Annotated in this window: 14 protein-coding genes; 8 read left to right on the forward strand and 6 right to left on the reverse strand. The window is 42.3% G+C overall.

The window, feature by feature from the left end; translation table 11 throughout:
* Window position 1 precedes the first annotated feature (1 nt).
* Window positions 2-355, reverse strand: a complete 354-nt coding sequence (locus G3341_RS16860; protein WP_196713644.1) for a DUF2500 domain-containing protein — start codon at window positions 353-355, stop codon at window positions 2-4.
* A 107-nt stretch (window positions 356-462) separates the two neighbouring features.
* Here G3341_RS16860 and G3341_RS16865 point away from each other — a divergent pair, with 107 nt between their 5' ends.
* From G3341_RS16865 to G3341_RS16875, 3 genes are all read left to right on the forward strand, one after another.
* Window positions 463-1,092 carry a lysoplasmalogenase gene (locus G3341_RS16865; RefSeq protein ID WP_154624049.1) on the forward strand — a complete coding sequence of 210 codons (630 nt, stop codon included), beginning with the start codon at window positions 463-465 and terminating at the stop codon, window positions 1,090-1,092.
* A 144-nt stretch (window positions 1,093-1,236) separates the two neighbouring features.
* Window positions 1,237-3,669 carry a zinc/cadmium/mercury/lead-transporting ATPase gene (locus G3341_RS16870; RefSeq protein WP_154624050.1) on the forward strand — a complete coding sequence of 811 codons (2,433 nt, stop codon included), beginning with the start codon at window positions 1,237-1,239 and terminating at the stop codon, window positions 3,667-3,669.
* A 269-nt stretch (window positions 3,670-3,938) separates the two neighbouring features.
* Complete coding sequence (locus G3341_RS16875) at window positions 3,939-4,871, forward strand: Rpn family recombination-promoting nuclease/putative transposase (RefSeq protein WP_163863053.1); 933 nt, start codon at window positions 3,939-3,941, stop codon at window positions 4,869-4,871.
* A 65-nt stretch (window positions 4,872-4,936) separates the two neighbouring features.
* On the opposite strand, the gene tusA is transcribed toward G3341_RS16875, so the two are convergent.
* Window positions 4,937-5,191, reverse strand: coding sequence for a sulfurtransferase TusA (tusA, locus tag G3341_RS16880; protein WP_154622529.1), 255 nt, complete (start codon window positions 5,189-5,191; stop codon window positions 4,937-4,939).
* A 171-nt stretch (window positions 5,192-5,362) separates the two neighbouring features.
* Here tusA and G3341_RS16885 point away from each other — a divergent pair, with 171 nt between their 5' ends.
* The 3 genes from G3341_RS16885 (at window position 5,363) to dhaL (ending at window position 7,999) form a co-directional block, all read left to right on the forward strand.
* On the forward strand, window positions 5,363-6,031 hold the full coding sequence (locus tag G3341_RS16885) for a 7-cyano-7-deazaguanine/7-aminomethyl-7-deazaguanine transporter (protein ID WP_154622028.1): 669 nt from the start codon (window positions 5,363-5,365) through the stop codon (window positions 6,029-6,031).
* Window positions 6,032-6,247: 216 nt separating this feature from the next.
* Window positions 6,248-7,318 (forward strand): dihydroxyacetone kinase subunit DhaK, encoded by a 1,071-nt coding sequence (gene dhaK / locus G3341_RS16890; RefSeq protein WP_154622029.1) that lies wholly within the window; start codon window positions 6,248-6,250, stop codon window positions 7,316-7,318.
* A 60-nt stretch (window positions 7,319-7,378) separates the two neighbouring features.
* Window positions 7,379-7,999 carry a dihydroxyacetone kinase subunit DhaL gene (gene dhaL / locus G3341_RS16895; protein WP_163863055.1) on the forward strand — a complete coding sequence of 207 codons (621 nt, stop codon included), beginning with the start codon at window positions 7,379-7,381 and terminating at the stop codon, window positions 7,997-7,999.
* A 43-nt stretch (window positions 8,000-8,042) separates the two neighbouring features.
* Here the strand turns inward: dhaL and G3341_RS16900 are convergent, their stop codons facing one another.
* From G3341_RS16900 to glpA, 4 genes are all read right to left on the reverse strand, one after another.
* Window positions 8,043-8,561 carry a GNAT family N-acetyltransferase gene (locus tag G3341_RS16900; protein WP_154622031.1) on the reverse strand — a complete coding sequence of 173 codons (519 nt, stop codon included), beginning with the start codon at window positions 8,559-8,561 and terminating at the stop codon, window positions 8,043-8,045.
* Window positions 8,562-8,691: 130 nt separating this feature from the next.
* Window positions 8,692-9,885 carry an anaerobic glycerol-3-phosphate dehydrogenase subunit GlpC gene (glpC, locus tag G3341_RS16905; protein WP_163863057.1) on the reverse strand — a complete coding sequence of 398 codons (1,194 nt, stop codon included), beginning with the start codon at window positions 9,883-9,885 and terminating at the stop codon, window positions 8,692-8,694.
* Window positions 9,882-11,177 carry a glycerol-3-phosphate dehydrogenase subunit GlpB gene (glpB, locus tag G3341_RS16910; protein WP_163863059.1) on the reverse strand — a complete coding sequence of 432 codons (1,296 nt, stop codon included), beginning with the start codon at window positions 11,175-11,177 and terminating at the stop codon, window positions 9,882-9,884. The genes glpC and glpB overlap by 4 nt, the downstream gene beginning before the upstream one ends.
* On the reverse strand, window positions 11,167-12,822 hold the full coding sequence (gene glpA, locus G3341_RS16915; protein WP_154622034.1) for an anaerobic glycerol-3-phosphate dehydrogenase subunit A: 1,656 nt from the start codon (window positions 12,820-12,822) through the stop codon (window positions 11,167-11,169). Before glpA ends, glpB begins: the two co-directional genes overlap by 11 nt.
* Window positions 12,823-13,254: 432 nt before the next feature.
* Between glpA and glpT the strand changes: the two genes are divergently transcribed.
* Complete coding sequence (gene glpT / locus G3341_RS16920) at window positions 13,255-14,604, forward strand: glycerol-3-phosphate transporter (protein ID WP_163863061.1); 1,350 nt, start codon at window positions 13,255-13,257, stop codon at window positions 14,602-14,604.
* A gap of 99 nt (window positions 14,605-14,703) precedes the next feature.
* Window positions 14,704-15,780 carry a glycerophosphodiester phosphodiesterase gene (gene glpQ / locus G3341_RS16925; protein WP_163863064.1) on the forward strand — a complete coding sequence of 359 codons (1,077 nt, stop codon included), beginning with the start codon at window positions 14,704-14,706 and terminating at the stop codon, window positions 15,778-15,780.
* The last annotated feature ends 31 nt before the right edge of the window (window positions 15,781-15,811 follow it).

Here is a 15,811-nt window from a genome sequence, read left to right on the forward strand (position 1 = left end):
CCTATTCGTCGGGGTCAAAACTGAGAAAGCGAGTTCCTTTCAAGCGCAAAGTGCCCCGACGACCTTTCTCAATGCTTTGATACTGGGCCTCATTCACAATAACTTTAATTACTTCTGTATTATTTAGTGGCTTAAAATACACTTCATAGCGAAACGTTTCTGGTGATACCACATCCCTTTCTCGAGAACGCATATTTGGGTAAGGGTAATCTTTTTTGCTATCAACAATGACCAAATAGCTGACAGGCAAGGCGTTATCATTGATCTCATTTTGCTTTCGTTGGTCGAAAAAACGCTTTGTTGCTAAGACAGCAATAATTGCTAATACAATAAATAACAGAATAGGTTTATTCATAAATTTAACATTGTGCTTAAAGTGTTCGTCAGTATAGTTTATCTTAATCACACAGAAGGAACACCACCATAGTTACTTCACTAATTTGAATTTATAAGGATGTGTTTATGATTAGTTGGCCATTCCTTGCCGTACTTTTTTCTGGTTGGCTGTACGTGGATGCAGCATATCGAGGCCCTGAGTGGCAACGTTGGTTATTTCGCCCTATCACCCTGATATTATTGTTACTTTGGGGTTGGAATGCTGATTTTCTTACGACTCAAGGGTACTTAATCCTCGCTGCACTCGCTGTCTCATTACTTGCGGATATCATGCGAATGGTATCAAGTGAGCGCTTACTAATTTCAGTAGCACTACTGTTTATTAGCTATCTTCTTTACACGATAAGCTTTGGTATGCAGCTAGATTTTAGCCTTTATCTTCCTTGGCTACCCGTACCGCTTATCATTGCTGCTATTACGCTAATATTGATTTGGTCAAAATTAGCAGAATTACAAGCGCTGGTCTTTGCATTATTAATCATGAGTATGATTATGGCTTGGGTTGCTGGTGACCAATTCTTTGGGCTTGGCCGCGACTATAATTTCTCGATTATGGTTGGTGCGTTTTTACTGTTTATTTCTAACTGTATCTGGCTCATTGCACGTTTCCGTTTCCCGTTTAAAGCCTCCAAAGCCATTGTTGCAGCGCTTTATTTCCTTGGCCAATTCTTCATTATCCGTGCAATTTATCTATAGCCCATCACGTTTGCCAATTGATAAAATTCTCAAATAGCACTTTTTATCAATTGGCCCCCTCTTATTTGTTTGACTCTGGAGTAGACTCCAAAGTATAGACTTATCAATATTGATTAAGTGTCATTATTTGATAAGGGGGCGTATATGCACTCACATAACCATAAAGAAACACATCAACACACGAGTTCTTGCTGTTCAAGCAGCAGTACTTGCACTTCAACCGCAGTACAGAACAGCCAAGATGTAAGTAAAGACTCACATACACATGAACAGAGCCGTGTAGAGAAACACCCTGACGACGACGAAGAGGATCACCAGCACCAACATTGTAGCTCGTCCTCTCATCAGACACATGACCACAAAAAACATGATCACCTGCATACCGACCATGATCATAAAGAACATGATCACTCGCACGCTTCATGTTGTCATTCTTCTGCTGAATCGCAGAATGATGTCGCCCCCGCACAAGCCGCTGGACAACGTTTTAACTGGATAATCCGTGGAATGGACTGCCCAAGCTGTGCGCAAAAAATTGAAAATGCCGTAAAGCAAATCACTGAAGTTAAGCAAGCTAAAGTGCTGTTTGCCACCGAAAAGCTCGTCGTTGATGCGGATAAAGATATCAGTGCCTCTGTTCGTTCCACAGTAGAGGCCGCTGGCTATGAATTGCTGGAAGTGGGTAACAACAATGCGGCCACTATTGCGCCACCACCCAGCTTACTAAGCGAATCCAAGCCTGTCATTATATTGGCGATTTTGATGGCTATCAGTTGGGGAATAGAACGGTTTAACCCTCAAATCGGTATCATTGCTTTTACCTTAACTACGCTATTTGGGCTCTATCCTATCGCACGTAAGTCATTACGTTTGATCCGCACAGGCACCCCTTTTGCCATTGAAACGCTCATGACAGTCGCAGCTATCGGTGCCATCTTTATTCAAGCAACAGAAGAAGCAGCAATGGTTATCTTGTTGTTTATGTTGGGTGAAATGTTGGAATCATATTCCGCGGGTCGAGCACGACGCGGAGTGAGTGCCCTCATGGCGCTTGTTCCAGAAGAAGCGATACTCGTTAAAGATGGCAAAAAAACCACCGTTCCTGTCTCTCAATTACGTCCTGGCGATATTATTGAGATTGCACCTGGTGGTCGGTTACCAACCGACGCTGAACTGGTCTCTGGTTTTGCGAGTTTCGATGAAAGTTCATTAACCGGAGAATCAGTTCCTGTCGAACGCAATGTGGGCGAAAAAGTTGCGGCAGGCTGCCTATCCGTCGACCGTACAGTGCAAATGAAAGTCGTTTCAGAACAGGGGCAAAATGCTATCGACCGCATTTTACAACTTATTGAAGAAGCTGAAGAGCGTCGAGCTCCCATTGAACGTTTTATTGACCGCTTCAGCCGTATTTATACACCGTTGATCATGCTGTTCTCTGCATTAGTGGTTGTTGTTCCCCCGATGTTCTTTGGTGCACCTTGGGAAACTTGGATCTACCGTGGCTTAACCTTACTGCTTATTGGTTGTCCATGTGCCTTGGTTATCTCTACACCCGCAGCAATTACTTCCGCCTTAGCCACCGCAACTCGTCGTGGAGCGCTAATTAAAGGAGGAGCTGCTCTTGAACAGCTAGGTTCAGTAACCACTATCGCGCTGGATAAAACGGGCACTTTAACTGAAGGTAAACCTCATGTTACTGATTTAGTGCCTGTTGATGGCGTGTCTGAAAATGAGTTGATACAAATGACTGCTGCTGTAGAAGCGGGTTCACACCATCCTCTTGCAAAAGCCGTACTCAATAAAGCTGAAGCTCTGTCCCTCACAATCGTTGAAGCCGATAATCGTAAAGCTTTAGCAGGAAAAGGAGTTGAAGGTTATCTGAATGGTAGACATATTTTAGTTAGTGCACCGAGTCGATTAGATACTCCGCTTGAGCCTTTTTGGCAAAACAAGGTGGAGTCACTGGAAGCTCAAGGTAAAACCGTTGTCGTTACAGTAGAAGATAATCGAGTCATTGGCTTAACCGCCTTACAAGATACACTGCGTCGTGATGCAATTGATGCGATGAGTATGTTGAAAACCTTGAACGTCAATGCAGTAATGTTGACCGGTGATAACCCTCGAGCCGCTGCGGCTATCGCTGGGCAACTCGGTATGGAATATCGTGCTGGCTTGCTTCCAGAAGATAAAGTGACTGCGGTTATGGCGCTAAATCGTAACCATAGCACCATGATGGTCGGTGATGGGATCAATGATGCCCCAGCCATGAAAGCGTCTAGTATTGGTGTTGCCATGGGAAGTGGAACCGATGTGGCTCTGGAAACCGCTGATGCGGCACTCACCCACAACCGTTTAACGGGTTTACCTGAAATCATTGCGTTATCACAGGCCACACGTAAGATTATTCGCGAAAATATCACCATTGCTTTAGGGTTAAAGGCCGTATTCTTAGTCACAAGTTTACTCGGTATCACCGGATTATGGGTTGCAGTTCTTGCCGATTCAGGAGCAACAGCCTTAGTCACAGCTAATGCGGTGCGCTTACTGAAAGTAAAACTACCACAACTTAAAAAATAATATTGACTAAATCACTCAAGAAGCGCCGTCATGGCGCTTCTTTGCTATAAAGAGAGACCTCATTCATTAAACATTAATTAGCCATCATTTTTTCATTTTAATTTTTATTAGATAGCTAAAATAATTTTAAATATAACAGGTAATGATATGTAACTTATAAAAAAACAAATTATTTTTTCACACTAAATTAGGAGTAACTTTTTTCTATTTTGTCTCTATATTCGCTACTATCTTCATCACAATAAGGATATGGATGGGAGGTCGCGAGTATGATTCAAAAAAATCCTACAACACCACATGATGCCGCCTTTAAAGGTTTTTTAACCCAAATAGATAATGCCCGCGATTTTTTCGATATTCATTTGCCTAAACATATTCGCTCGTTATGTGACTTTAATACGTTAGCACTAACTAACTCCTCTTTTATTGATAAAAAACTACGCTCTCGCTTATCTGATGTTCTTTATACCGTACAAACAAAACTGGGTGATGGTTATCTTTATCTCCTCATAGAGCATCAATCAACGCCTGATAAATTAATGAGTTGGCGGTTAATGCATTATGCATTTTTGGCAATGAATCAACACCTTCAGCAAGGTCATAAAAGTTTACCGCTCGTCGTACCCATTTTATTTTATCATGGGAATAACTCCCCCTATCCTTATTTGAAAACATGGACTCACTGTTTTTCTTGGCCCGAACTCGCTGATGAGCTGTACTTTAATCCATTTCCATTGGTGGATATCACTGTTATTGATGATAATGAATTAGTTAATCATCGAAAAATTGCCGTAATGGAACTCGCACTGAAGCATAAAAATCTACGTGACGAATATCAGCAAGTGACGAGCCTACTCGCTCAAGCACTAAATAAGCACTATAATAATGAGCAAGATATCAGCATCATTATTAACTATCTGTTCACTACGTTAGATTCATCTCAGTATTTTGAACAAATAATTCAACAGCTAATTGAACAAATTGAAAATCATCAAGGTGTTACTATGAATATCGCTCAACGTTTAAAAGATAAAGCCAAGCTAGAAGGTGAGATTGCAGGTATGCAAAAAGCGAGACACGAAAATGCGCTTTCATTACTAAAAAATGGTGCCAGCTTCGAACTCGTCATGAAGAGCTTAAATTTTAGCCATGAAGAATTACAGCTTATAATTCAAGAGAATAAGGATACTCGCCAGTCATAATATCCAGTTCGTGCGATAGCCTTTAAGCTGACCGCACGCAAGTATCCTATATCACGCAAAAGGTCTCACAGACCTTCCGGTTTTTTACGTAATAAATAGCGGTATGGCGTTTGTTCAGTTTCAACAGCCAATAATTCATGCTCCATAAAACGGCAGAAACCAGGGATATCACGTGTAGTTGCAGGATCATCTGCAATGATGAGTAAAGTATCACCGGCATTCATACCACGAACCGTTTTACGAACTAACATCACTGGCTCAGGACAACGCAAACCTAGTGTATCAAGAGTTTTAGTCGCATTTAAAAATAAATCAGGCATAACAAGGCTTCTATAAATAATAAAAGATTCTTTGATTATATAATAAAAAATAGCGCGGCGGGCCTAACAGTTTTGCTTTTGTTGCGCAACAAGCGTATTATGCGCACTTCCCAATGTCGGGAGAATTTTTTATGGGTTCCCTCACCCCATTGCTACTTAAAAAGGTACAATATGTTTTCATTCACAGCACAGCAAAAAGCCAGTGCATTAATTTGGCTATCTTTGTTTCATATCTTAATTATTACTTCAAGTAATTACCTTGTGCAGTTACCGATTAATATATTCGGTTTTCATACCACATGGGGAGCTTTTACCTTTCCATTTATTTTTTTAGCAACCGACCTCACCGTGCGAATTTATGGTGCTCCCTTAGCTCGTCGGATCATTACTGCCGTAATGTTGCCTGCACTGCTCATTTCCTATGTCATTTCTGCGCTGTTTTTCCAAGGCGAATGGCAGGGGTTTACGACATTAACAACATTTAATTTATTTGTCGCCCGCATTGCCGCAGCGAGCTTTATGGCTTATGTTCTAGGCCAGATAATGGATGTCAGCGTATTCAATAAATTACGTCAAAATAAACGTTGGTACGTTGCACCAGCATGTGCGATGTTTTTTGGCAACTTAATCGATACTATTGCCTTCTTCTTTATTGCATTCTATCGCAGTAGCGACCCTTTTATGGCGGCGAATTGGGTAGAAATCGCTTTAGTAGATTATGCCTTTAAGCTTTTCATTTGCATGCTATTTTTCCTTCCTGCTTATGGCGTGTTACTTAACTTTATTTTGAAAACCTTTTTTGCTCAAACAGCCGAGCAAAAACTTGCGAATCAGCATTAGAGTGAAAGTGAAGGGGGATGTCCTCCCCCTTCTCTCCCCCCGAAAAATTACTGATCCAACTCTCATTTTATTGGTTTGATTCATCAATAATTTCACAGCCATGATAATCTGACGACATAATCGAAACGATTCGCGCCATTTCCATTTCGATTCCCACAAAAAAGAACACAAACGAACAGAAATAACCATCGACCTCTATCTTTTGGAGTCTGTAAGATGAAAAAACTGATTAACCGTGTTGAAGATATTATTAGTGAAGTCAATCAAGGATTGACCTCAGCCCATCCTGAATTAATTCTGAATGTTGACCCAACTTATCTTGTCCATAAAAATGCCCCGATTAAAGGTAAAGTGGGACTCCTGTCCGGTGGCGGCAGCGGTCATGAGCCCATGCATAGCGGCTATATCGGTTTAGGTATGCTAGATGGCGCATGTCCTGGAGAAATGTTTACCTCGCCAACACCCGACCAGATGATGGAATGCGCAATGGCTATTGATAGCGGGGAAGGCGTATTGATGATCATTAAAAACTATACTGGAGATGTGCTGAACTTTGAAACCGCTGCCGAGCTATTACACGATGCAGGAACGAAAATTGCCACAGTACTAGTCGATGATGATGTCGCTGTAAAAGATAGTTTATATACGGCAGGACGTAGAGGAGTGGCAAATACCGTTTTAATGGAAAAAATACTTGGTGCCGCGGCAAGCAAAGGCTATACACTCGATCAATTGGTAGAGTTGGGTCATAGAATCAATAATAACGGCTATAGTTTAGGTGTTGCCTTACAGGCATGTACAGTTCCTGCTGCCGGAAAACCTTCTTTTGCACTCCCTGATAATGAAATGGAATTTGGTGTTGGTATCCATGGAGAGCCAGGGATTGAGAGAAGAAGCTTTACGAATTTGAATGAGACTATCGATCAAATGTTTGAAACCCTGATCGAAAATGGTCACTATGAACGCATCATTCGTCAGTGGGATCGTGAAAACGGCAGCTGGCAAGAACACAAACACATCAAACAGCCTTTGCAAAAAGGTGATCGAGTCATTGCTCTCGTCAATAACCTTGGAGCAACACCATTATCAGAACTTTATGCCGCCTATCACCGTTTACAGACCTGCTGTGACAGCTTTGGTTTAACCATCGAACGCAGCCTTGTAGGCGCCTATTGTACCGCACTTGATATGCAAGGGATCTCAATCACACTACTCAAAGTAGACGACGAAGCTTTAATGTTATGGGATGAACCTGTCAATACCCCAGCTTTACGTTGGAAATGCTGATAACCCGATAACCTTTACGCTGAAGACAGTATAAATAGCGGTAAAATGGAGCAAAACACGATGAGTTTAACACAACAGCAGATCTATCATTGGTTAATTCAATGCTCACAGACCTTTGCCCATGAGCAAAATAATCTTACTGAGCTTGATACCGCGATTGGTGATGGCGACCATGGCCTCAATATGAATCGAGGCTTTCAAAAAGTGGCAGAGAAGCTTCCCTCGGTTCAAGACAAGGATATCGCAACACTCCTCAAAACAACGGGAATGACACTATTATCCAGCGTTGGGGGAGCTAGCGGTCCACTATTCGGCACATTTTTTATTAAAGCATCACAAAGTGTAGTAGGTAAAGAAAGCTTAAATGTGGCGGATTTATCTGAACTCATCAAAGCAGGAACCGCAGGCATTGTTTCTCGTGGTAAAGCTGAGCCTAATGACAAAACGATGTGTGATGTTTGGTGGCCAGTTTGTGAATCGCTAGAAAAATCAGTATCACTCCCCTTAAACACAGCCATAGATGCCGCTGTCGAGGCTGCAAAACAAGGAGTTGCATCGACAATACCAATGCAGGCACGTAAAGGGCGAGCGAGCTATTTAGGCGAGCGAAGCATAGGGCATGCTGATCCGGGTGGTATGTCAGTATTACTCATGTTAGACACTCTCAAAAAATCAATTTGATGATATCTCACGTTGGTGAAGCTCCCATCACCAACGTGTCATTTTATCGATTTAATGCATAACAGATATCATCATAAATAACTCCATTAATTTCATAATTTTCTGTAATGACTTTCTGTTTGAAAAAACCATTCTTCAGCAACACTTTTTCTGAAGCCACGTTTCCTTCAGTCACTATCGCTATAAATGAACGGATCTGTGCATATTCTGGTGATGCCAACAGCATTTTCAGTGCTTGTGTAGCGATTCCTTTCCCCGCAAAAGTAGGATCAATCAAATAGCCAATTTCACCAACATATTGCTGCTGTTCTAATGACAAGCAAATACCGATCAACCCCATTGCTTGATAGGTCTGAGTATCTTCAATAACCAAGCATAACCAATGCTCTGAAGATAAGTTCCATTCAGGTAAACGGCTTTCAAAAGCGGCCAGAATGTCTTTTTCGGTTTTTGGATTAGAAACAAAACGTAGAACATCAAGGTTAGTATAGAGTTGGAAAAAGAACTCTTTATCTTCTAGGGTCAGTTTTCTAAGTTTGAAAGTAATACTCGTATCGAACATGTAATATCCATCGTCATCAAGCCACGGCGTAACTATAAACGACCATTGGCAGAGAACAAAAGACATAAAAAAGGGAGACAGACGGTCATCTCTCTCCCAAACGGGTTAACTAAGTCATTTATAATATTGGCTATAATGCTTTGGCTAATAAACTAATCGGGTGCTCACATTTTTTACTGGTTGACATCTCTATCTGCCACTTACAGGTTTCACAATCCGTGATCACCATATCCGCCCCACTTTCTTCAATTTGACGGAATAGTCCCGCACCAATTCCTTGAGAAACCTCATAATTTTCTTTTTTAAAGCCATATGTGCCTGCGATACCACAGCATTGTGAATCAAGCACAATTAATTCAACACCGGGGACACGTTTAATCAATTCCAATGTATAAGATGTCCACCCCATTTTTTCCATGTGACAAGGTGTGTGATACGCCACTTTTAATGGTGTCTGTTTAAGCTTCAATTCACGTCCTTGCTCCAATAAGCGATAAATATAACGAGTAGCTAGCTCAATGTTATCGCGCATTTGAGAGGTATCGACATCTAAAACATGTGTATATTCATCACGAAGTGTGAAAGTGCAAGTCGATGACGTTGCAACAACAGGGATATGATTCTCAAGGATCGTTTCTTGTAATGACTCTAAGTTAACGTTCGCTTGACGCTTAGCTTGTTTCATAAACCCATTGGCAATTAACGCCACACCACAGCATTTTTCACGTTTGAGTAATTGAACCCCAATTCCCATGGCATTAAACACGTGGATTAAATCTTTACCTAACTGTGGATGGTTATAGTTGACATAACAACCATGAAAAAAAGCGACCTGCTCTGGGAATTTCTGTTGTTCAGCCGCTTGTTTTGCATACCAACGACGGAATGTACCGAACGAATATTTTGGTAATTCACGGCGATGATCGATTTTTAACGCTTTATCTAAAATTTGGCGAACAGGCTTCAAACCTGTAATGGTATTGACTACCGGTGCAAAAGGTGTCGATAAAGAGCCCATTAAATCGGTATGGCTGAGAATAGCATCACGCAATTTTGGTTTTTGCTGGCTGTAAGTGTTACGCGCACGCGCAATAATATCACCGATTTTAACATCGGATGGGCATGCAACTTCACAACGCTTACAGTTCGTGCAGTATTTTAATGCCTCATCATACAGCATGGGGTCTTTTAAGCGTAAACGCTCTCCATCTGGACCTGCCTGTTTTGGACCGGGATACAGAGGATTAACCTTAGCAACAGGACAATAGGTTGTGCAAACAGTACATTTAATACAACTTTCAAAACTCGCATCCTGAATACTCATTGCGCCACCTCCGCCTGCATGGCTCTTTGTCTTTCAAAATAACGCATAATTTCACCCGCAGCATGTAACCCACTAATGAGTGAAACCCCTGCTCCACAACCTTCTGTTAATGGGTCAAAACCACCTAAGACTGCACCAGCGACATACAAGTTTTCGATCGTTTGGCCATCTTTTTTCGCTCGTAATTGTTCATCTGTCTGAACACCAAATGTCATATAAGGCTGCGAAGCAAAAAACGCTTTATTGGTCCATTGAGCACGTTCAGGTATATGACACAAATCAAGATGCATTAATGGCTCATAGACGCGATCAAACTCAGCAACAAGCCCGTTATTAAAAAAGCTCCCTGTCGCTAACACAAATTGTGAGGCTTTCAGTGAAATATCGCCATGATTACGTGTTGTTACTGATTCAATTCGTGATCCAATACAATTCACTGACGTCACTTTATCTCCAGGCATCACGATCCCACCTTGGCGGCGAAACTGACGTAATAGCGTTTCATGTAATCGAATACCAAGTAATGACGGAGGTAATGTAGGTAATAAATAGATCGGCTTGCCTAGCTGTTTTTGTAGCTCCAATAAGGGCTGCTCGGTGTCTAACCCTATACAAGCAGGCATAAAAATAGTCTCTGCATCGGTAATTAATGGCTTAATTTCGGCTACTATCTCTGCCATATTTTCAGGCCTATCTAGCCAACGCGCCACGTTGATCGCCCTAAATTCGCTGGGGTTTTCTCTGAGCCTATCAAGCAATGGCAAATGCACATAGTAAGGGCTCGCATTGAAACCTTCCCGTTGTAATTCATCCGAGACCATCTGAGGTTGAAAATCTAAAAAACCCTCTATACCGACCACTGCGATGTTACCCATATTCATTTTGCTATGCAGCGCCGCTGTCGGAACAGATTCAGGGCTTAACCAAGTGAGGCGCTTATGCCCTAATGGTGTTATACGATAATGATTTTCATCACTGGATCCTCGTAGCTTCATGCCACTTTGCTGCAATAATGCTTCAGCAAGATGCGTTAGCTTAATCACAGACAATTTACCAAGGCGGCTATATGGGTGCTCTGGTGACTGTTCACTGAGTTTATCTAGCGCCTCCAACGGCTTTTCGACAACTTGTCCATCTGGAAGGTGGGTTAATAAATCCAAAGAGCCTGAAGAAAAATGTAATGCATTTTGTCCTGCACTGACGATGGCGCAAGATAAACCCGATTGTGTTAAACGGATACCACACATCAAGCCAGCAAGGCCTCCACCCATTACGACTGCATCATATTTCATTATCAGCCTCCTTCTCAGGTGTGTTACCCAAGGTTTTTTCATTCATGCCACAGAGTCCATGGTAAACCCAGCTCGTAAATTCGCTCTCTCGCAGAGCATCGCCCCAAGCAATAGGCCTCACCCCTTTCCAACGTTCATTCAGGAAGTGTCCTAATTGCTGCTCGGTTTCATGCGGAGTCGTCACATTAAAGCGATTTAAAAGACCCGCGGCTCGGCAAGCACATAGCTCACCTTGACAAGTTCCCATCCCAACACGAGTACGTCGTCTTAAATCAAGTAGGTTATTGACTGTTAATGAGTTTACGGCGTAACGAACCTCTCCAGCAGTGACGGCTTCACATTCGCACACGAGGCTTTTATCCAACCGATTGGTGCTCAGTATCGCAGATGCGCGATCCCCATGGCGGTATACTGCCGAGCCGCGAATCGGCGCTGGAATGGAAACAACATTACGCAACGCTTCTTCTGCACTATGCTGTGAACCTGGTAAAGGGGCATCCGCGGTTGTACATTTCGCCGTATGACCTAATTTCTCACAAACTTTATCTGTCGCCCACTCAGCCATTAACCGGTAAGTCATTAATTTACCACCAGTAATTGTGATAAAGTTTTCAAGGCCATCACGTTTCGCATGGTCCAACAACACAATACCGCGACTCACATTACGACCAGAAGGATCATCATCGCTGGCAACTAATGGCCTAACCCCCGCATAAGCGCGCAATATGCGTGTTTTCGCTAATGCCGGTGAGAGCATTGAACCTTCGCGGATCAAAATATCGACCTCTTCCGGTGTCACGTACATATTATCAATTTGATCATATTCAATATGCGTTGAGGTAGTACCAATCAATGAAATGGTGTCACCCGGTACCAAAATATCCGCATCCGCAGGCTTACGACAGCGATTAATAACCATGTTATTTAATCGATGACCAAGAATGAGCAAAGCCCCTTTTGCAGGGAACATTTTAACTCTCAAATCTGCATATTCAGCGATTCTTTGTCCCCAGATCCCCCCTGCATTGACGACTATTTCGGCATAAATATCATATTGTTGTTTAGCTTGGTGATCATAAACTGTCACACCGCGTACTTTATCGCCATCACGAATCAAACCAATAACTTCATGATAGGTAAGCACTTTAGCACCATGTTCCCGTGCGTCTAACATATTTGCAGCCGTTAACCGAAAAGGGTCTACAGTGCCATCGGGTACACGTACCGCACCTATTAATTGTGGGTTCACTGAAGGCTCTAGACGAATTGCTTCTGCGGGATCAATCGCATTAGCATCAATGCCCGCCGCTTGGCAGGCTTGAATAAATTGTTGTTGATATTCAAGTGAATCTTCAGGCAAGGTAATGAATAAACCATCGGTTTTTTCAATACAATGATGAGCAATACGTTTTAGTATCTTATTTTCTTCAATACACTCTCGTGCCGATTCTCCGTCCGTGACGGCATAGCGAGCACCGCTATGTAACAAACCGTGGTTGCGTCCTGTTGCGCCTGTTGCAATATCATGCCTTTCGAGTAAAACCGCTTTTAAGCCTCGGCGGGCGCAGTCACGAGCAACACCTGCACCTGTTGCGCCACCACCAATAATGATGACATCCGTTTCAGTCACAGATGAGCCATTCATGTCGCATTCCTCACATTAATCAACATTACTTTTAGTATGGTCTATTTTTATAATCTATAACTAAATATAGACAAGAAACGTGCTCGATGTTTGATAAGGAACAAAAACGAAAACAATTAAGTCAAAATAGGTAATAAAAAGCCAAAATTCGTGACACAAATCACAATAAATCATCTAAAGATGGTTTCTTTTCGTTCGTAAATAACATTAACTATGCCACCCATAAATAAAACAAATATTTGTGCAGTAGATTACAGATAAAATGTTTTTTTATGACTATCATAAGAGCACTTATGAAATAAATTGCTCGATATGAAACTCGAATACTTTCGTTTTTGTCATTCTATCCATAAAAAATACTCAATACCCTTTATCTCGCATGAGATATAGAAGGTGAGAGGTAATAACTATTAGCATGCCATCGGAGGCTATATGTTAAGCATTTTTAAACCAGCACCTCATGCCCCGAGGTTGCCAGCAGAGAAGGTAGATCCAGTCTATCGTCGACTGCGCTGGCAAATCTTCATGGGAATTTTCTTTGGTTATGCAGCGTATTACTTGGTAAGAAAAAACTTCGCATTAGCGATGCCTTACCTTGTTGAGCAAGGCTTTTCCAAAGGGGATCTGGGTTTTGCATTGTCAGGGATCTCTATCGCGTACGGTTTCTCTAAATTTATTATGGGGTCAGTATCAGACCGCTCTAACCCGCGAGTATTCTTACCCGCCGGTCTGATCCTTGCCGCAGCCGTAATGCTTATCATGGGCTTTGTGCCATGGGCAACGTCTAGCATCATGATTATGTTCGTGTTGCTGTTCTTATGTGGTTGGTTCCAAGGAATGGGTTGGCCTCCTTGTGGTCGGACTATGGTGCACTGGTGGTCACAAAAAGAACGTGGTGGGATCGTTTCGGTTTGGAACTGTGCTCATAACGTAGGTGGCGGTATCCCTCCTCTCCTATTCATGCTCGGTATGGCATGGTTTAACGATTGGAAAGCGGCGCTGTATATGCCTGCATTCGCGGCGATTCTGGTTGCGATTATTGCTTTCGCTTTAATGCGTGATACACCACAATCATGTGGTTTACCACCAATCGAGGAATACAAAAACGACTACCCACCTGACTACAAAGAGTCAGATGAGCAAGAGTTAACAGCAAAAGAAATCTTCATGAAGTATGTGTTCCCGAACAAACTTTTATGGATGATCGCGATTGCTAACGTCTTCGTTTACTTACTACGTTACGGTGTACTTGATTGGTCACCTACCTATCTACGTGAAGTAAAACACTTCGCTATGGATAAATCCTCTTGGGCTTATTTCCTATACGAATATGCAGGTATTCCAGGTACATTGCTCTGTGGTTGGATGTCGGACAAAGTGTTCCGCGGTAATCGTGGGGCAACGGGTGTGTTCTTCATGATTCTCGTGACGATTGCCACCATTGTCTTCTGGATGAACCCTGCTGGTAACCCAAATGTTGATATGGCTTGTATGCTCATCATCGGCTTCTTAATTTACGGTCCTGTAATGTTGATTGGTCTACATGCTCTTGAGCTTGCACCGAAAAAAGCGGCAGGTACTGCGGCTGGCTTTACTGGGCTATTTGGTTACCTTGGTGGTTCTGTTGCCGCGAGTGCTATCGTTGGTTATACCGTCGACTACTTCGGTTGGGATGGTGGCTTTGCTGTCATGATTGGTGGTTCTGCACTTGCTGTCGTACTACTGTTTATTGTGATGGTTAGCGAATCTAAACACAAACGTGAATTAGCGAAAATGAACTAACACTTCATTAAAGATTCACGTTAGTGCACTAAGCTCTGGGCTATATCAAAAAACGATATAGCCCTTTTTTTACCAAAAAAGTGACAAGGAGATACAATCATGCACTTCCCATTAAAAACGTTGGTGGCAAGTATGGTTTTAGTGATGTCAGTTTCAGCAGTGGCACAAGCAACTGAAAAGGTCGTTATCGCGCACCGTGGCGCAAGTGGCTACTTACCCGAACACACGTTACCAGCAAAAGCGATGGCTTATGCACAGGGTGCTGACTTTCTTGAGCAAGATTTGGTGATGACCAAAGACAATGAGTTAGTGGTACTTCATGACCATTACCTTGACCGCGTCACGGACGTCGCTGAGCGTTTTCCCAACCGCGCTCGCAAAGATGGCCGCTATTACGCCATTGACTTTACGCTCGATGAAATCAAATCATTAAAATTCACTGAAGGTTTTGATATTGTTGATGGTAAACAGGTTCAGAGCTACCCAAACCGCTTCCCTATGGGAAAATCAGATTTTCGAGTTCATACTTTCCAAGAAGAAATTGAATTTATTCAGGGATTGAATAAATCAACAGGAAAAAACATTGGTATCTATCCTGAAATCAAAGCCCCTTGGTTCCACCAACAAGAGGGCAAAGATATTACGAAAAAAACACTCGAAGTCTTGAAACAGTATGGCTATACCGATAAAAACTCAAATGTTTACCTTCAGTGCTTTGATGCTAACGAACTAAAACGCATCAAAAATATCTTAATGCCAGAAATGGGTATGGATTTAAAGCTTGTCCAGTTAATTGCCTATACGGATTGGAACGAAACGCAAGAACAAAAACCAGATGGTACTTGGGTTAATTATAGCTACGATTGGATGTTTAAACCCGGCTCAATGAAAGAAGTCGCTCAATATGCCGATGGGATTGGCCCTGACTACCATATGTTAGTCAGTGAAGATTCAACCCCTGACAATATTAAGCTAACGGGCATGGTAAAAGATGCCCATGTCAACAATATGGCGGTACACCCTTACACTATTCGAGTCGATAAACTTCCGAAATACGCTAAAGATGGTCAACAACTCTTTGATATTATCTACAATCAAGCTGATGTAGATGGTGTATTTACCGATTTCCCTGACCTAGGTGTGCAGTTTCTCCAAAAACAGAAACAGCATCCATAATCCCTAGAAAGCCGATTGCAGCCATACGGCT

It is taken from the genome of Providencia vermicola, from assembly GCF_010748935.1.
Lineage (GTDB): Bacteria > Pseudomonadota > Gammaproteobacteria > Enterobacterales > Enterobacteriaceae > Providencia > Providencia zhejiangensis.

Bases quoted from the DNA above. Each gene is read 5' to 3' on its own strand.
- glpA (WP_154622034.1), bottom strand. From the start codon at position 12,822: ATGAATGGCTCATCTGTGACTGAAACGGATGTCATCATTATTGGTGGT.
- dhaL (WP_163863055.1), top strand. From the start codon at position 7,379: ATGAGTTTAACACAACAGCAGATCTATCATTGGTTAATTCAATGCTCA.
- G3341_RS16870 (WP_154624050.1), top strand. From the start codon at position 1,237: ATGCACTCACATAACCATAAAGAAACACATCAACACACGAGTTCTTGC.
- G3341_RS16860 (WP_196713644.1), bottom strand. From the start codon at position 355: ATGAATAAACCTATTCTGTTATTTATTGTATTAGCAATTATTGCTGTC.
- dhaK (WP_154622029.1), top strand. From the start codon at position 6,248: ATGAAAAAACTGATTAACCGTGTTGAAGATATTATTAGTGAAGTCAAT.
- G3341_RS16885 (WP_154622028.1), top strand. From the start codon at position 5,363: ATGTTTTCATTCACAGCACAGCAAAAAGCCAGTGCATTAATTTGGCTA.
- G3341_RS16865 (WP_154624049.1), top strand. From the start codon at position 463: ATGATTAGTTGGCCATTCCTTGCCGTACTTTTTTCTGGTTGGCTGTAC.
- tusA (WP_154622529.1), bottom strand. From the start codon at position 5,191: ATGCCTGATTTATTTTTAAATGCGACTAAAACTCTTGATACACTAGGT.
- glpB (WP_163863059.1), bottom strand. From the start codon at position 11,177: ATGAAATATGATGCAGTCGTAATGGGTGGAGGCCTTGCTGGCTTGATG.
- G3341_RS16875 (WP_163863053.1), top strand. From the start codon at position 3,939: ATGATTCAAAAAAATCCTACAACACCACATGATGCCGCCTTTAAAGGT.
- glpC (WP_163863057.1), bottom strand. From the start codon at position 9,885: ATGAGTATTCAGGATGCGAGTTTTGAAAGTTGTATTAAATGTACTGTT.
- glpQ (WP_163863064.1), top strand. From the start codon at position 14,704: ATGCACTTCCCATTAAAAACGTTGGTGGCAAGTATGGTTTTAGTGATG.
- glpT (WP_163863061.1), top strand. From the start codon at position 13,255: ATGTTAAGCATTTTTAAACCAGCACCTCATGCCCCGAGGTTGCCAGCA.
- G3341_RS16900 (WP_154622031.1), bottom strand. From the start codon at position 8,561: ATGTTCGATACGAGTATTACTTTCAAACTTAGAAAACTGACCCTAGAA.